The organism is Streptomyces sp. NPDC051214 (assembly GCF_040682375.1).
Classification (GTDB): Bacteria; Actinomycetota; Actinomycetes; order Streptomycetales; family Streptomycetaceae; genus Streptomyces.
Genome location: NZ_JBFBAT010000004.1, coordinates 64,187 through 80,411 on the forward strand (window position 1 = coordinate 64,187; position 16,225 = coordinate 80,411).

16 protein-coding genes are annotated in these 16,225 nt (G+C 71.6%); 7 read left to right on the plus strand and 9 right to left on the minus strand.

Features of this window, described 5'->3' with window-relative positions; translation table 11 throughout:
* Positions 1-43 precede the first annotated feature (43 nt).
* Both AB0M70_RS11490 and AB0M70_RS11495 read right to left on the minus strand, forming a co-directional pair.
* On the minus strand, positions 44-448 hold the full coding sequence (locus AB0M70_RS11490) for a hypothetical protein (protein WP_365818924.1): 405 nt from the start codon (positions 446-448) through the stop codon (positions 44-46).
* Positions 449-482: 34 nt separating this feature from the next.
* A complete protein-coding gene (locus AB0M70_RS11495; RefSeq protein ID WP_365819781.1) occupies positions 483-1,400 on the minus strand; it encodes a DMT family transporter in 918 nt (305 codons plus the stop codon).
* Positions 1,401-1,593: 193 nt separating this feature from the next.
* Between AB0M70_RS11495 and AB0M70_RS11500 the strand changes: the two genes are divergently transcribed.
* The gene (locus tag AB0M70_RS11500; RefSeq protein WP_365818926.1) at positions 1,594-2,334 is read left to right on the plus strand and encodes an SDR family oxidoreductase; all 741 of its coding nucleotides are present in this window, start codon (positions 1,594-1,596) and stop codon (positions 2,332-2,334) included.
* Between the two features lie 85 nt (positions 2,335-2,419).
* On the opposite strand, the gene alc is transcribed toward AB0M70_RS11500, so the two are convergent.
* Together alc and allB are read right to left on the minus strand one after the other, a co-directional pair.
* A complete protein-coding gene (alc, locus tag AB0M70_RS11505) occupies positions 2,420-3,547 on the minus strand; it encodes an allantoicase (RefSeq protein ID WP_365819783.1) in 1,128 nt (375 codons plus the stop codon).
* On the minus strand, positions 3,544-4,878 hold the full coding sequence (allB, locus tag AB0M70_RS11510) for an allantoinase AllB (protein ID WP_365818928.1): 1,335 nt from the start codon (positions 4,876-4,878) through the stop codon (positions 3,544-3,546). Before allB ends, alc begins: the two co-directional genes overlap by 4 nt.
* A 390-nt stretch (positions 4,879-5,268) precedes the next feature.
* Between allB and AB0M70_RS11515 the strand changes: the two genes are divergently transcribed.
* Together AB0M70_RS11515 and AB0M70_RS11520 are read left to right on the plus strand one after the other, a co-directional pair.
* On the plus strand, positions 5,269-6,084 hold the full coding sequence (locus tag AB0M70_RS11515) for an IclR family transcriptional regulator (protein ID WP_363209632.1): 816 nt from the start codon (positions 5,269-5,271) through the stop codon (positions 6,082-6,084).
* A gap of 125 nt (positions 6,085-6,209) precedes the next feature.
* Positions 6,210-7,490, plus strand: a complete 1,281-nt coding sequence (locus AB0M70_RS11520) for a low temperature requirement protein A (protein WP_365818930.1) — start codon at positions 6,210-6,212, stop codon at positions 7,488-7,490.
* On the opposite strand, the gene AB0M70_RS11525 is transcribed toward AB0M70_RS11520, so the two are convergent.
* Positions 7,491-8,132 (minus strand): response regulator transcription factor, encoded by a 642-nt coding sequence (locus AB0M70_RS11525; RefSeq protein WP_365819785.1) that lies wholly within the window; start codon positions 8,130-8,132, stop codon positions 7,491-7,493.
* A gap of 8 nt (positions 8,133-8,140) precedes the next feature.
* Positions 8,141-9,385 carry a sensor histidine kinase gene (locus AB0M70_RS11530; protein ID WP_365818932.1) on the minus strand — a complete coding sequence of 415 codons (1,245 nt, stop codon included), beginning with the start codon at positions 9,383-9,385 and terminating at the stop codon, positions 8,141-8,143.
* Positions 9,386-9,520: 135 nt separating this feature from the next.
* On the opposite strand from AB0M70_RS11530, the gene AB0M70_RS11535 reads away from it, so the two are divergent.
* Positions 9,521-10,606 carry an FtsX-like permease family protein gene (locus AB0M70_RS11535; protein ID WP_365818934.1) on the plus strand — a complete coding sequence of 362 codons (1,086 nt, stop codon included), beginning with the start codon at positions 9,521-9,523 and terminating at the stop codon, positions 10,604-10,606.
* Entirely contained in the window at positions 10,603-11,292 is a 690-nt protein-coding gene (locus AB0M70_RS11540; protein WP_365818936.1) for an ABC transporter ATP-binding protein, read from the plus strand. The genes AB0M70_RS11535 and AB0M70_RS11540 overlap by 4 nt, the downstream gene beginning before the upstream one ends.
* 169 nt (positions 11,293-11,461) lie before the next feature.
* Here the strand turns inward: AB0M70_RS11540 and AB0M70_RS11545 are convergent, their stop codons facing one another.
* Positions 11,462-11,770 carry a DUF5955 family protein gene (locus AB0M70_RS11545; protein ID WP_365818938.1) on the minus strand — a complete coding sequence of 103 codons (309 nt, stop codon included), beginning with the start codon at positions 11,768-11,770 and terminating at the stop codon, positions 11,462-11,464.
* A 213-nt stretch (positions 11,771-11,983) separates the two neighbouring features.
* Between AB0M70_RS11545 and AB0M70_RS11550 the strand changes: the two genes are divergently transcribed.
* Entirely contained in the window at positions 11,984-12,592 is a 609-nt protein-coding gene (locus AB0M70_RS11550) for a nucleotidyltransferase family protein (RefSeq protein ID WP_365818940.1), read from the plus strand.
* A 226-nt stretch (positions 12,593-12,818) separates the two neighbouring features.
* Positions 12,819-14,438, plus strand: a complete 1,620-nt coding sequence (gene aceB, locus AB0M70_RS11555) for a malate synthase A (protein WP_365818942.1) — start codon at positions 12,819-12,821, stop codon at positions 14,436-14,438.
* 105 nt (positions 14,439-14,543) lie between these two features.
* Here the strand turns inward: aceB and AB0M70_RS11560 are convergent, their stop codons facing one another.
* Both AB0M70_RS11560 and AB0M70_RS11565 read right to left on the minus strand, forming a co-directional pair.
* Complete coding sequence (locus tag AB0M70_RS11560; RefSeq protein WP_365818944.1) at positions 14,544-15,449, minus strand: HipA family kinase; 906 nt, start codon at positions 15,447-15,449, stop codon at positions 14,544-14,546.
* Between the two features lie 52 nt (positions 15,450-15,501).
* Positions 15,502-16,155 carry a winged helix-turn-helix transcriptional regulator gene (locus AB0M70_RS11565; protein ID WP_365818946.1) on the minus strand — a complete coding sequence of 218 codons (654 nt, stop codon included), beginning with the start codon at positions 16,153-16,155 and terminating at the stop codon, positions 15,502-15,504.
* Between the last annotated feature and the right edge of the window lie 70 nt (positions 16,156-16,225).

A 16,225-nucleotide genomic window follows, 5' to 3' on the forward strand; every position in this document is an offset into this window, starting at 1 on the left:
CGGTGAATTTTCCGGGAGTTAACCGAGCGCCACCGGTTCTTCCTCAGTCCTTCTTCGCGGCGGCGGCTGCCCTCTTCGCGGCGGCGATGCGGTGTTCCGCCATGTACTCCCGCATCCGCAGACTGGTGGACCCGCTGCTGTAGAGCACCGCGCCCACCACCGAGAGCGGCACCGAGAGTCCCAGCCAGCCCAGCATCTCGGGCCACCGGCGCTGCGCGCGGCACTCCTCCCACGTGGAGTCCTGCCAGGTCGGGGCGTCCCCCTCGTAGAAGAGCACCGACTGGCACTTGCGGCTGCTGGACGAGTCGTCGTCCCCGTCGCTGAACGGCACCATCAACTGCCAGGCGAGCACCGCCCAGATGACGCCCGCGGCGAGGAACAGCACCGCGCCCCAGATACGGCGCTTCTCCGCGGCCGCGGTGAAATCCTGCTCGAAGTACTCGTTCATGGGCTCCCCCGTGTGTGATCGACCCCGGAAGGTATCACCGCACCCCGCGGCCCCAGCTGGTCCCCACCAGAACCAGCACACCCCCCACCAGACCCACCACACCCAGCCGCTCCCCGCCCAGCGCGATTCCCGTCGCGGCCGCCCACAACGGCTCCGTGCCGAGCAGCAGGCTCACCCGTGAGGGGGACGTCCTGCGCACCGCCCACATCTGCACGAAGAAGGCGAAGAGCGTGCAGAACACGGAGAGGAAGAGCAGTCCGGCCCACTCGCGCGCGCCGAAGTCCGCGGCCACGGCCCAGGGCGTCGCACCGGTGCCCGCGGCGGCGAGCACCGCGAACACGCCGACGGCGGTGCCCAGTTGGACGGTGGTGAGCGAGAGCGACGCCGAGTCGCCGGCATCGCGGAGCGCCTTGATCCGCGACATCGCGAGGACGTGCACCGTGCGCGCGAGGGCCGCGAGGAAGATCAGGCCGTCGCCCACCGAGGGCCGTGTGAAGCCGCCGCCCTGGGTCAGCAGGACCACGCCGAGCACGGAGAGCCCGGCCGCGGCGAGGAAGGCGCGCGGCGGCCTCCTCCGGGTCACCGCGGCCTCGGCGAGCGGGGTGAAGATCATGGTGAGGCTGATGATGAGGCCCGCGTTGGTCGCCGAGGTGTGGACGACGCCGTACGTCTCCAGGAGGAAGATCCCGCTCAGGACGAGGCCGAGGACTCCCGCCCCGCGCCACTGCGGTGCCGTAAGCGCGCGCAGGCCGCGCCATCCGGCGACCACGAGCGCGGGCAGCACGACGGCGAACCGCAGCACCAGGACGGCGACGACCGTGTGCGTCGTCGTGATGCCCTTCGCCGCGAGATAGCTGGCGCCCCAGACCATGGCCACGAGCAGGACGGGCAGATCGGTGAGCCAGGCGCGGCGCGCGACGGGCGGCGCGGCGGGAACGGTGAGCGTCGACACGGGCACGGTCTCCAACGGGTGCGGCGATGTGGAGACTTCGGCGGCTCTCACGCGGGTCGATCACCGTATCCCCTCGGCCGGAAAGGCGGTGTCCATTTCCCGCCAGCGACGGAGCACGCCGCCCGCTTTCATTGAACCCGCAAGCACTTCTCAGGCATCACGCACCATAACCACGCGAATGAGGTTGACGGACATGTCTTCTCTGACCGGCAAGACCGCTCTTGTCACCGGCGGCAGCCGCGGCATGGGCGCGGCGATCGCGCTGCGGCTCGCCCATGAGGGAGCCGACGTCGCGATCACGTACGTCAAGGGGGAGCCCGCCGCTCTCGACGTCGTCGCCAAGATCGAGTCGACGGGCCGGCGCGGGTTCGCCGTCAAGGCCGACGCGGCGGACCCCGGGGACGCCGCGGGAGCCGTCGAGCGCGCGGCCGACGACCTGGGCCGCCTGGACATCCTGGTGAACAACGCGGGCATCGGGGTGCTCGGCCCCATCGGTGACCTGACGCTCGCCGACGTCGACCGGGTGCTCGACATCAACGTACGCGCGGTCTTCCTGGCCTCGCAGGCGGCGGCCGGCAGGCTGGGCGACGGAGGCCGGATCATCTCCACCGGATCGGCGCTCGTCCGGCACACGGGCGCGGGCGGCAGCACGCTGTACGCGATGAGCAAGGCGGCGCTGATCGGCATGACGAAGCCGTTGGCGCGGGAGCTTGCCGGGCGCGGGATCACCGTGAACGTGATCCACCCGGGTGCGATCGACACGGACATGAACCCGGCGGACGGGCCGTTCGCCGAGCCGCAGAAGGCGGCGGCCGCCCTTGGCCGCTTCGGCTCGGCCGACGAGGTGGCCTCGCTCGTGGCCTATCTCGCCGGTGAGGAAGCCTCGTTCATCACGGGCTCGGAGCTCGTGGTCGACGGCGGGCACGCCGCGTAACCGCGCGCGGGCATGGTGATGGGGCGCACCGGGGCTTTCCACCCGGTGCGCCCCACGTTCTTCAGCGGACCTCAGCGGCTCCGGTTCAGCCGCCGAGCTCCTGGTGCCGCGCGGTCAGACGGCTCTGTCCCGCCTCGGTCAGCGAACCGAAGAGGTGCAGGCGCGAGATGCCGCCGTCCGGGAAGATGTCGATGCGCACGTGCGTGCCGACGACCGGGGCGTCCAGGACGAAGCGGTGGTTGGTGTCGGGCTGTAGGCGGGTGCGGGGCAGCGCCTCGACCCACTCGCCGTCCTCGCCGTCACGGACCGAAAGGGCGGCCCAGCCCGCCGAGTTGCCCTTGAGGTAGGCCGTGTCGATCTCGACCGAGCGGATCTCGGACTGGCCCACCAGCTGGTAGCGGATCCAGTCGTTGCCGTTGTCGCGGCGACGTCGGGTCTCCCAGCCGTCGTCCATCTTGCGGGAGCGGCCCGGCTGGATGGTGTTGGTGGCCGGGGAGTAGAAGCGGTCGGACGCGTCCTCGACCTGGCCGCCGTTCTCCAGGGCCACGACGTCGAACGTGCCGAGCGCCGCGAGCCACTTGGGGTCGGCGACGACCTCGCCGTAGACACGGAGGCGGGCGATGCCGCCGTCCGGGTGCTGGTTGACGCGCAGGTGCGTGAAGCGCTGCTCCAGGTCGACGGCGAAGCCGTTGGCCGCGTGGCCGCCGACTGCCGTGCGAGGCACGAGAGTCGTCCACTTCACGTCGTCCGAGAGGAGTTCCTCGGGCGTCGGCGAACCGTCGACGCTCGTGCCCTCGACGGACACGGCCTGCGGGTAGTTGCCGCGGAAGTGGGCGGTGTCGATGACGATGCCGCGTACGACGCCGGGGGCGCCGAGGCGTACGAGCGCCCAGTCGTGGTCGTCGGCGGTGGGCCACGGGTGCTCGCCGGAGACACCACGGCGGCGGCGGGTCTCCCAGCCGTCCATGACCTTGCCCTTGTGGCCGAAGTGCTCGGGGTCGAACACGGCGGGGTGCGCGAGGAGGAGGTTCTCGCGCATGGCGAAGAACTCGTCGTTGGCGGCGATCACACCGGCGCCGAGCTGCCGATCGGCAAGGTTGGCGTACTGGGTGAAGGGGAAGTCCGCGGTGCGGTAGTCCGCGTAGGGGTCGCCGCCGCCGTAGGGGCTCGCGTCGCCGGTGAAGGTGGGTATCGCCGTCGTCACAGTGATCAGTTCTTCCTTTCCAGAAGTCGGCCTGCGGGTTCGCTGAACTCGCCGCCGTGCAGGATGCGTTCGCCGCGCAGCCAGGTGGACTTCACGACGCCGCTGAGGGTCTTGCCCGCGTAGGCCGTGACTCGGTTCCGGTGCTGCAGCGCCGCGGGGTCCACGGTGAAGGTCTCGTCGGGCGCGAGGACCGCGAAGTCGGCGTCGCGGCCGGCCTCGATGGCGCCCTTCTGGTCGAGTCCGACCAGTTCGGAGGTGCGCGTCGACATCCAGCGCACCACGTCCTCGAGGCCGTGACCGCGCTTGCGGGCCTCGGTCCAGATCGCGGGGAGGCTCAGCTGGAGGCCGGAGATGCCGCCCCACGCGGTCGCGAAGTCGTCGGTCTTGAGGTCGGCGGTGGACGGCGAGTGGTCCGTCACGATGCAGTCGATGGTGCCGTCGGCGAGCGCGTCCCAGAGCAGGTCCTGGTTGGCGGCCTCGCGGATGGGCGGGCAGCACTTGAACTCGCTGGCGCCGTCCGGGACTTCCTCCGCGGTGAGCGTGAGGTAGTGCGGGCAGGTCTCGACGGTGAGCTTGACGCCCTCGCGCTTGGCGGCGGCGATCAAGGGCAGCGCGTCGGAGGACGACAGGTGCAGGACGTGGACGCGGGCGCCGAGCCGCTTGGCGAGCCCGATGAGGCCCTCGATGGCGACGTCCTCGGAGACGCGCGGACGGGTCTGAAGATAGTCCGTGTACTTGGGGCCGCTCTTGTGCGGGGCCGCGTCCAGCTCGTGCGGGTCCTCGGCGTGCACGATGAGCAGGCCGCCGAAACCGGCGATCTCCGCCATGGAGGTGGCGAGACGGTCCTGGTCCAGGTGCGGGAACTCGTCCACGCCGGACGGCGAGAGGAAGCACTTGAAGCCGTAGACGCCGGCGTCGTGCAGGGGCTTGAGGTCGCCGACGTTGTCGGGCAGGGCGCCGCCCCAGAAGCCGACGTCGATGTGCGCCTTGGTGCGGGCCACGTCCTGCTTCGTGCGCAGGTTGTCGACGGTGGTGGTCGGCGGCAGGGAGTTGAGCGGCATGTCGACGAGGGTGGTGATGCCACCGGCGGCCGCGGCACGGGTGGCGGTCCAGAAGCCCTCCCACTCCGTGCGGCCCGGGTCGTTCACATGGACGTGCGTGTCGACGAGGCCGGGCAGCAGGACGTCGTCCCCGAAGTCCTCGACCCTGGCCCCCGCCGGTACGTCGGCGTCGTGTGCGAGTACGGCCGCGATCTTCCCCCCGGAGACCGTGACCGACGCGGCGCGGGTTCCCTGCGGGGTGATCACGCGGGTCGAGCGCAGCACCAGTTCTACGTCCACGTCCTCAACGCCCTCTCTTCGCTGTTGCTTGGGTATCGCTTGCTTGTGTATTCGTTCTTTTCCGCTACACAGACCATTCGTTTCCGCTAAACGGAATTCAACGTTCTGTTGAAAGAGTCTTCACGGCCGACCCCGAACCGTCAAGAGGCCATCCCGAGCACACTGGACGTTTCCACAAAGTGGAATTAGAATTCCACAGGACAGAACGTAGCTACGCACAACCGGGCCGTCGAACGATCACCGGGCGTGACGGCGAAGAAGGGGACAAAGGCTCCCCGACCGGTCCCTCGACGGCCCTGACCGGCGATGACGCAAGGGCCGCAGAGGGACCTCGCGAAGAACCGCCCGGTAGGCTGCAGCCTTGCCCGTCAGCCCCGAAAGGACTGCGCCGTGCCGACGTCAAGCGCCAGCGACGCCTCCACCGAAGTCGCCGCCTCCAAGCCGCCCGCTGCCAGCGGTGGTGTCCAGTCCCTCGAGCGCGCCTTCGACCTCCTCGAACGGATGGCGGACGCAGGCGGCGAGGTCGGCCTGAGCGAACTCTCCGCGAGCAGCGGCCTCCCGCTCCCCACGATCCACCGCCTGATGCGCACCCTGGTCGCCTGCGGCTACGTACGCCAGCAGCCCAACCGCCGCTACTCCCTCGGCCCGCGCCTGATCCGCCTCGGCGAGTCGGCGTCCCGCCTCCTGGGCACCTGGGCGCGCCCCTACCTCGCGCGCTTGGTCGAGGAGACCGGCGAAACCGCGAACATGGCGCTGCTCGACGGCGACGAGATCGTGTACGTCGCCCAGGTGCCGTCCAAGCACTCCATGCGGATGTTCACCGAGGTGGGCCGCCGGGTCCTCCCCCACTCCACGGGCGTCGGCAAGGCCCTCCTCGCCCACACCCCGCCGGACGAGGTCCGCGCGCTCCTGGCCCGTACCGGGATGCCCGCCGCCACGGAGAAGACGATCACCACGCCGGAGGGCTTCCTCGACGCGCTCGAGGTGGTCCGCGGCGCGGGCTACGCGGTCGACGACAACGAACAGGAGATCGGGGTGCGCTGCCTTGCGGTGTCGGTCCCCAACTCCCCCACGGCGGCCGCCATCTCGATCTCCGGCCCGGCGGGCCGCGTGACCGAGGCCGCGGTGGAGAAGATCGTTCCGGTGCTCCAGGAGGTGGCGGTGGAACTGTCCGCCGCGCTGGCCAGCTCGGGCCCGGCGGCGTAACCCCACCGGACGCCCCCGGCCGAAGAGCCCGCACCGAACAGCGCCCGAACAGCCCCCGGACGCTTCCGTGCCGCCCCGCGCGGCGCCCCCCGGCCGGTGACGCCACGTCAGGCATCATGCGGCGCATGAGTGACTCCGAAGCAACCAGCGCCGCCGGCCGAAGCGGCCTCGCGCACCGTCTGGTACCGATGACCGGCCGTGACCCGGAGGAGCACGGCCGGGTCTCCTCACCGCTCGAGCTGCTGTTCGACCTGACCTTCGTGGTCGCCGTCGGCACCGCGGCGTCCCAGTTCGCCGAGATGCTCGCCGAGGGCCATGCCGCTCGGGCGACCCTCGCGTTCCTGCTCGCGATGTTCGCCATCAGCGTCGCCTGGATCAGCTTCAGCTGGTTCGCCTCCGCCTTCGCCACCGACGACTGGCTCTACCGCGCCCTGACGATGCTCCAGATGATCGGCGTCGTCGTGTTCGCGCTCGGCCTCCCGGCGATGTTCCACTCCCTCGACGCGGGCGACCACCTCGAACTGCGGACCATGGTGATCGGCTACGTCGTGATGCGGATCGCGATGGTGGCGCAGTGGTGGCGGGCGAGCCGCGACTCCCCCTCCTTCCACAAGGTCGGGACGGCCAACATCCGCTGGACCCTGATCGCGCAGGCCGGGTGGATCGTCGTCGGCTTCACCGAGCTGCCGCTCGCCGCCGTCCTGGTCGCGTTCGCCGTGCTCGGGGCGCTCGAACTCGCGCTGCCGCTTCTCACCCAGGGCCGCGCGGGAGGCACCCCCTGGCACCCCCACCATGTCGCCGAACGCTACGGCCTGTTCGCCATCATCACCCTCGGCGAAGGCGTCGTCGGCACCATCGCCTCGTCGGGCGAACTCCTGGGCGGCGCGGACGGAACGCGGTGGAGCGTGAACGCCGTGGCCGTCGTCGTCGCCGGAGTGGGTCTGACCTTCGGCATGTGGTGGGTGTACTTCGCGACCCCCTTCGGAGACATCCTCACCCACCGCCGCAACCGCGGTTACCTCTTCGGCTACGGACACATCCCCCTCTACGTCGGCATCGCCGGAGCAGGGGCGGGGCTCCACGTGGCAGGGCTGTACCTGGAACACCACACGAAGATCGGCGAGGCCGCCGTCGTCCTGTCCCTGGCCCTCCCCGTCGGCCTCTACCTGCTGATGGTCTATCTCCTGCACACCCTGCTGTTCTCCTCCGCGGACCGCTTCCACCTGCTGCTCATCGGGCTCACGCTCGCCGTGCTCGCCGTGGCGGTCCTGCTGTCGGCGGCCGGTGTCGCCATCGCGGTGTGCCTGCTCGTCGTCATGCTGGCCCCCTTCGTCACCGTGATCGGCCACGAGACGATCGGCCACCGGCACCAGCGGCGCATGCTGGAGAGCATCGCGGGAGCCTGACTAGCCCGCACCGCCCCGGATCAGCCCGCGCCCCGTCGCCACCGCGACCGCGGCCGTGCGCGAGTCGACGCCCAACTTCGCGTAGATGTGCACCAGATGGGACTTCACGGTGGCCTGGCTCAGGAAGAGCCGCTTGCTGATCTGCAGGTTGGACAGGCCCTCCCGCACCAGCCTGAGCACCTCCAGCTCGCGCCCGGTCAGGGCCTCCCCGGGCGCCCGCATCCGGTCCATGAGGCGGTGGGCGACGGCGGGAGCGAGCGCGGACCGTCCCGCGGCCGCGGTCCGCACCGCCGCGGCCAGCTCCTCCGGCGGCGCGTCCTTCAGGAGGTACCCGGCGGCCCCCGCCTCGACCGCGGCGAGGATGTCGGCGTCCGTGTCGTACGTCGTCAGGATGAGCACCCGGGGCGCGTCCGGCTCGGCGGCGATCGCGGCCGTGGCCTGCGCCCCGTGCATGCCCGCCCCGAACTGAAGGTCCATCAGGACGACGTCGAACCCGCCGGTCGCGGCGAGCGCCACCGCTGCCTCGGCCGTCGCCGTCTCCCCCGCGACGGTGAAGTCGGGCTCGGTGTCGAGCACGGCACGCAGCCCGGCGCGGACGACGGGGTGATCGTCGGCGAGAAGCAGCCGGATGGGCTCCGGCACCCCGGCGCTCACCGCCGGGCCTCCGTAGGAGATTCCCCCGCCGAAACGGCCTCCGTCGGAAGCGGGAGGGTGACCGCGACGGCCGTGCCCTGGCCCGGTGCCGACTCCACGCTCAGCGTCCCGCCGAGGGACCGGGCGCGCGCCCGCATCGCGGGCAGCCCGAAGCCGCCGTCCCCGCGGGGCGCCGACGCCGGGTCGAAGCCGCGGCCGTCGTCCACGACGTCCAGGGACACGGACGTGTCCATGAAGCTCAGGGTGATCTCGGCACGCCCCGCGTCCGCGTGCCGGACGGTGTTCGCCAGGGCCGACTGGGCGGTGCGGAGCAGGGCGACCTCGTACGGGGTGGGCAGCTCGGCGGGTGTGCCGCTCACCGTGAACTGGACGTGCGGGGCGGAGCCGGGCGACGCGGACCCGGAGAGCCGTTCGAGGGCGCCGGCCAGGGAGCCGTGCTCCAGGTCGGGCGGGCTGAGGGCGCGCACGAAGCGCCGCGCCTCCGCGAGGTTGTCCTGCGCGGCGGCGCGGGCCTGCTCGATGTGCGGCGCGGCGGGCGACCCCGCGGGCAGCGCGCGTTGGGCGGCGCGCAGCAGGAGCTGGATGGAGGAGAGGCCCTGCGCGAGCGTGTCGTGGATCTCGCGGGCGAGGCGCTCGCGCTCGGCGAGGGTGCCCGCGGTGCGCTCGGCGGCGGCGAGCTCTGCCCGCGTGGCCACGAGCTCGTCGATCAGCTGCCTGCGCCGTTCGCTCTCCCGGTACAGCGCCTCGTACCCGAGGACGGTGGCGACCGCCATGGCCGCGCCGAGCAGCGGCCCGATGAAGCTGCCGGGCGACAGGGGTGAGCCGTGCGACACGAAGCTGGCGATGGCGGCAGCGGCGGTCAGCGCGACGGCGGGCAGGGCCCAGCGCACGGGCAGCAGGTGCAGTTGCAGGAAGTACAGGGGGAAGGCCGTCCACAGCCCGTCCGGCGACAGGACGAGCAGCGCCGCCCAGCTCAGGCCGAGCGCGCCGAGCCACACCGCTGCCGCCCGCTGCGACCGCGCCACGGCCGGGCTGAGCGTGCCCGCCACGTAGACGCCGCCCACGACGAGTACGGCCGCCACGACGGCCCCGGCGCGCGGCGCGCCGTCGGCCAGGGCCCGCACGGCGGCGAGCGCGAGCAGCCCCGCGAGCAGCGCGTGCAGGCAGAGCCGCAGGACGAGGGCGACGGGGGTGGGCCGGCGAGGGCCCACCAGGGGCTTCGGACCTTCGGAGATGTTCATCGGACCTTCCAGCGTATGCGGAGCCGCTCCGGGGCCCCTCAACCGAAAGGTTGATCGTGGGCTCCCCCCTTCGATTCGGGTGAAGCGTGCTGTGGCGCGATGCCGTGGGCGTGCGCGCGGAAGGAGGGTGGGGGCATGTTCGTCGCATGGAGAGACCTTCGGTTCGCCAAGGGGCGGTTCGCCCTGATGGGAGCCGTCGTCGTACTCATCACTCTGCTCGTGGGGCTCCTTTCCGGGCTCACCGCCGGGCTCGCCAGGGAGAACACCTCCGCGATCACCGGCCTCCCGGCCGACCACCTCGCGTTCGCCGCGCCCCCGGCCGGTCAGTCCGCCTCCTTCACCGGTTCCCAGCTGGAACAGCGCGCCTGGGAGCAGTGGGCGGCGCAGCCAGGCGTACGGTCCGCCGAGCCGATCGGCATCAGCACCCTCAACGCCACCGCGGGTGACCGCTCGGCCGCGGTGTCCGCGTTCGGCGTCGAGCCGGACTCCGGGATCGCGCCGGCGGGCGTCGCGCCGGGCGAGGCGGTGCTCTCGCGCAAGGCCGCGGCGGAGCTCGGGGTCGGCGCCGGGGACACGGTGCGGCTTGGCGGGAGCCGGGTCGAGGAGCGGGTCGCGCGGGTCGCGTCGGACGCCTCGTACAGCCACACGCCCGTCGTGTGGACCGCGCTCGACGACTGGCAGGGGCTCGGTCACCGGGGTACGTCACTGGAGAACCAGGCCACGGTCATCGCGCTGCGAACCGGAGACGGGGTGGACCTCGCGGCCGGGGACAAGGCGGCGGGCACGGAGACGAGGACGCTCGACGGCGCGCTCACCGCGATCGGCTCCTACCAGGCGGAGAACGGTTCGCTGCAGCTCATGCGTGGCTTCCTCTTCGTGATCTCCGCGCTCGTCATAGGAGCGTTCTTCACGGTGTGGACGATTCAACGCGCCGGTGACATCGCGGTGTTGAAGGCGCTGGGCGCGTCGACGCCGTACCTGCTCCGGGACGCCCTCGGACAGGCCGTGCTGATGCTGGCCGCAGGTACGGCGCTCGGGACGGGGATCGCGGCGGTGGTCGGTGCCGCGATCAGTGGCAGGGACGTCCCCTTCGTGCTCGACCCGCCGACCGTGCTGTGGCCCGCCGCCGTGATGATCGCCCTCGGGGCGCTCGGCGCGGGCCTTTCCGTCCGGCGGATCACCGCCGTGGACCCGCTGACCGCGCTGGGGAGTGCCCGATGAGTCTGTTCCTCGAAGACATCACGCTGACGTACCCGGACGGCGAGGGACGCCTCACGGCACTCGACGGCGTGAGCCTGGACGTCCCCGCCGGGACCCTGACGGCGGTCGTCGGCCCGTCGGGCTCCGGAAAGTCCAGCCTGCTCGCGGTGGCGGCGACGCTGGTGACGCCTGACCGGGGCCGGGTGGTGGTGGCCGGCACGGAGACCGGTTCACTGTCGGCGGCGGAACGCGCGGCGCTGCGGCGGCGCAGGATGGGAATCGTCTTCCAGCAACCGAATCTCCTGCCGTCGCTGACGGCGCTGGAGCAGGTGGAACTGATGGCGCGCCTGGACGGACGCGGTCGTGCGGACGGGGCCAGGAAGCGAGCCCGGGAGCTACTGGACACGGTCGGCCTGGGGGGACACACGCATAGGCGCCCACACCAACTCTCGGGCGGCCAACGCCAACGGGTGGGCATCGCCCGAGCCTTGATGAACGAGCCCGCGGCACTCCTGGTCGACGAGCCCACAAGCGCACTGGACCACGAACGGGGCGCCGCGGTACTCGACCTGCTGGGCCGCCTCACACGGGAGTGGAAGACGGCAACGGTCCTGGTCACCCACGACCGGGCCCGCCTGACGGTCGCGGACCGGGTGGTGGAACTGGTGGACGGGAGGGTAGGGATTTCGAGCGCGTCCGGGGTCTAAGGACGGGGGCAGGGGTGTCAGCCCGTCCGGCGTTTGAGGACGAACTCGGCGGAGCCGGTGAAGGTCTGTGCCCCGGCGGGCACGGGCAGGACGGAAACCCTCAGCCCGTCCGGCGTTTGAGGACGAACTCGGCGGAGCCGGTGATAGCCACCGGTCAAGGCCAGGCGGCCTACCTCGCGTCGCCGAAGAGTTCCACCGCTCCCCTGACCGCAGCCAGGCCGGAGGCCAACGCGCTGACCGAGCCGATCGCGCCCGCGACCAGAAGCAGCGAGCGTCGCAGCCTCGGCACCTCCGGGGCGCCGCTCTGCGCCATCTCGGCCAGCGCCGCGAGCTCGTCCTCGGCGATACCCCGGTCCGGGAACTCGGCCGGATGCGCGGCAAGCGCACGGCGCAGTCGCGACACCGCCGTGCGCAACTCCGCGACTCGCGGATCCTCGTCTCTGCCGGTCACTCGCCTCTGCCCCACGCTCCGCAACACAGCGCTCCCCCTCGCACGATGCCGTGCGTACGTACGTACTCGTTCAGATCTTGCCGACCCCGGCCGGCGTTGGTCAGACGCCTGAGGGCCGCGGGCCAGTAAACGCCACGAGAAGCAGGACGCGCCACTTTATGGCCGGAACACGCCACCTCCACCCCCAGGAGGCCCCCCGGCCGCCGGGACCGCGCGGACAGGGTGCGGTATGCAGGAGCCATGACGAATCCGATGATCGCCGGACTTCTCCTCGCCGCGGGCGGCGGGCGACGCCTCGGCGGCCGGCCCAAGGCACTCCTCGACCACCAGGGCCGGCCCCTCGTGGAGCACGCGGTCCGCGTACTGCGCGAGGGCGGCTGCACACGCGTGCACGTGGTGCTCGGCGCGGACGCCGATGTCGTACGGGCGAAGGCCCATCTCCCCGGATGCGTGCTGATCGACAACCCCGACTGGGAGGAGGGGATGGGTTCCTCGCTGCGCGCCGGACTCACCTCCCTCCGCGACGCCGGGAACGCTGCGGCCACCCCGGACGCCGCCCTCGTCTCCCTCGTCGACCAGCCCGGCATCGGCCCCACCGCCGTGGCCCGCGTGCACGCCGCCTACCGCTCCCCCGCCACCCTCGCGGCCGCCGCGTACGACGGCGAGCGCGGGCACCCGGTGCTCTTCGGGGCGGACCACTGGGCCGGCATCGCCGCGAGCGCGACGGGCGACCGCGGGGCGCGCGCCTATCTGAAGGAACACACGCGAGAAATCACACTTGTCGAGTGCGGGGACGTGGCCCAGGCGTACGACATCGACACCCCCGCCGACCTGATCCACCTTGAGTGACCGGCATGGCACCCAGCGACACGTTCTGTCGATGAAGAGAATCTCGACATCAACAGACGATTGAACTTCCACTATGAGGAAACTAGTATCCACTGTTCAGAAGCACCCGTTCCCTCATGTGGGGTCCACGGCCGTATCTCGGCTCCTGTGGCACTGAGTGTCACTGCGAAGGCCCGGCGGCCGCCGCGGCACCACCTGTGAAGCTCGCTGAAGGAAGTGACAGCTCATGTCCGCACCAGCGCAGTCCCCGCTGGCCATCGTCGACGCGGAGCCTCTGCCGCGGCAGGAGGAGGTCCTCACCGACGCGGCCCTCGCCTTTGTGGCCGAGCTGCACCGGCTCTTCACGCCCCGCCGTGACGAGCTCCTCACCCGCCGCTCCGAGCGCCGCGCCGAGATCGCCCGCACCTCCACGCTCGACTTCCTTCCCGAGACCGCCGCGATCCGCGCGGACGACTCCTGGAAGGTGGCCCCGGCCCCCGCCGCCCTGAACGACCGCCGCGTCGAGATCACCGGGCCGACCGACCGCAAGATGACCATCAACGCCCTGAACTCGGGCGCCAAGGTCTGGCTCGCGGACTTCGAGGACGCCTCGGCCCCCACCTGGGAGAACGTGATCCTGGGCCAGCTCAACCTCACCGACGCCTACGAGCGCCGGATCGACTTCACGGACGACCGCAGCGGCAAGTCGTACTCCCTCAAGGACGCCGGCGAGCTCGCCACCGTCGTCATGCGCCCGCGCGGCTGGCACCTGGACGAGCGCCACCTGCAGTTCGAGGGCACCCCGATCCCCGGCGCGCTCGTCGACTTCGGCCTGTACTTCTTCCACAACGCCAAGCGCCTCATCGAGCTCGGCAAGGGCCCGTACTTCTACCTCCCGAAGACGGAGTCGTACCTGGAGGCCCGCCTCTGGAACGACATCTTCGTCTTCGCCCAGGACTACGTCGGCGTCCCGCAGGGCACCGTCCGCGCCACGGTCCTCATCGAGACGATCACGGCCGCGTACGAAATGGAGGAGATCCTCTACGAGCTCCGCGACCACGCGTCGGGCCTGAACGCGGGCCGCTGGGACTACCTCTTCTCCATCGTCAAGAACTTCCGTGACGGCGGCTCGAAGTTCGTCCTGCCGGACCGCAACCTCGTGACGATGACGGCCCCCTTCATGCGGGCGTACACCGAACTCCTCGTCCGCACCTGCCACAAGCGCGGCGCGCACGCGATCGGCGGCATGGCGGCGTTCATCCCGTCCCGCAAGGACGCCGAGGTCAACAAGGTCGCGTTCGAGAAGGTCAAGAACGACAAGGACCGCGAGGCCGGCGACGGCTTCGACGGCTCCTGGGTCGCGCACCCGGACCTGGTCCCGATCGCGATGAAGTCCTTCGACGCGGTCCTGGGCGAGAAGCCCAACCAGAAGGACCGCCTGCGCGAGGACGTCAAGGTCGCCCCCGGTGACCTGATCGCCATCGACTCGCTCGACGCGAAGCCCACGTACGACGGCCTGGTCAACGCCGTCCAGGTCGGCATCCGCTACATCGAGGCGTGGCTGCGCGGCCTCGGCGCCGTCGCCATCTTCAACCTCATGGAGGACGCGGCCACCGCCGAGATCTCGCGCTCGCAGATCTGGCAGTGGATCAACGCGGGCGTCGTCTTCGAGAACGGACAGACCGCGACGGCGGACCTGGCCCGCGAGGTGGCCGCCGCCGAACTGGACGCCATCCGCGCCGAGATCGGCGAGGAGGCCTTCGCGGCCGGCAAGTGGCAGCAGGCCCACGACCTCCTCCTCCAGGTCTCCCTGGACGCGGACTACGCGGACTTCCTGACCCTCCCGGCATACGAGCAGCTGCGCTGACCCGACCGCAGACATCGCAAGGCCCCCGGCACCGCACAGCGCCGGGGGCTTTGCTGTTCAGGGGCGCGGGGAACTGCGCGACCAGCCCCCGACGGCCCGCACGTACTAACCGATGTGCCGCGACCAGTCCTGTTCGGCCGGCGGCTTCCCATGCAGATCGGGCACCCGCTTGAGCCAGGCAGGCCGCCCCCGCTCGGTAGCGGCAGCGCGCCGAGCATCCACGGCGGCAAGCTCCCCCCGACTGGGAAAGTCCACCGGCAGCCAAGCCGCAGAGGCCCTCGCGCGGGTCAGCAGGAAGTCGACGTACGCGTCCCGCACCTCGGCGGGTGACGAGAAGCCGGGCTCATCGGCCAGCCACGCGTCCGGCACGAGCGCGGCCACCTCACGGAGCATCCCCTCGGTGACGAGCGGCGCCAGGGCGGCGTCGGCGGCCCGGGTGTCCGGCCCGTACCCGCCAAGCGCGTGGTGCCGGAAGTCGTACACCTTGTCCGGCGCCGACGCGCCCCAGCGGTGGTGGAAGACCAGGGCCGCGCCGTGGTCGATGAGCCACAGCCTCGGCTGCTGGAGGCCGGACGTGGGCCAGATCATCAGGTTCGAGCTGTGCACCGTGCGGTCGACGTTCGCGGTGAGGGCGTCCAGCCACACCACCTTGCCCGCCTCCAGCGGGTCCACGTCCAAGGCCTCGGGGGTGAAGTCCACGGCGCCCGGCAGGAGGTCCATGCCGAGGTTGAGCCCGGCGCTGGCGTGCAGCAGGTCCTGCACCTCCTGGTGCGGCTCGTCGGCCGCGACCGCCGGGTCGAAGTGGACCAGGACCAGCTCGGGGAAGCGCAGGCCGAGGCGGCGGGCCAGCTCGCCGACGATGATCTCGGCGACCAGCGCCTTGCGGCCCTGCGCCGACCCGGTGAACTTCACGACGTACGTCCCCAGGTCGTCGGTCTCGACGACGCCGGGCACGGAGCCCCCGGCCCGCAGGGGGTTCACATACCGGACAGCAGTCACTTCACGCAGCACACCGGCAACTGTATGCGGGCAGGCGGCCCGACCACGATCCGATTTCGCCGGGTCAGTACGCGCGCAGGGCCTTCCCGAGGACGCCCTCGCCGGACACCTCGATGCGGCCCGCCCGCACCCCCTCGGCGACCGTCAGCGCGCCCCGGCCCACCTCGACGCAGGCCTCCGCGTCCAGGGTGAGGAGCGCGTCGGGGGCTTCGGCGGCGGGCCCGTCGCCGTACGACTCGGCGCCGCCCCCCACCCGTACGTGGAACTCCCCCTCGTCCAGACGGACCTGGACCACCCCCTCCACCCCGAGCCCCGCAAGGACCCGCAGCAGCGGCAGCGCGAACCAGTGGGCGCGGACGGCGTCCGTCGGGGCGCGCTCCTGGAGGGCGGGTGCGCCCCAGGTGGCGAGCGCCTGAAGGACCGGCAGCAACGCGCGGCCCCGCTCGGTCAGTTCATAGACGTACGCGGCCGAGGGCGGCGGAAGGCGGCGGCGCGTCGTCAGGCCCTCGCGCTCCATGTCCTTGAGCCGGGACGCCAGGACGTCCGTGCTCACGCCCGGCAGGTCGGCGTGCAGATCGGTGTAGCGGCGCGGCCCTGCCAGGAGTTCGCGGACGATCAGCAGGGTCCAGCGGTCTCCCACGGCGTCCAGGGCGCGGGCGGCGGCGCAGTACTGGTCATAGCTTCGGCGGGACCTGGCGGCAGGTGGCGTGCGACCCATGCGGCACAGTCTATGCAAGTTGTTGGACTTTCCAAGCTCCAGCTTGGTAAAACCAAGTAACTCACGTCAC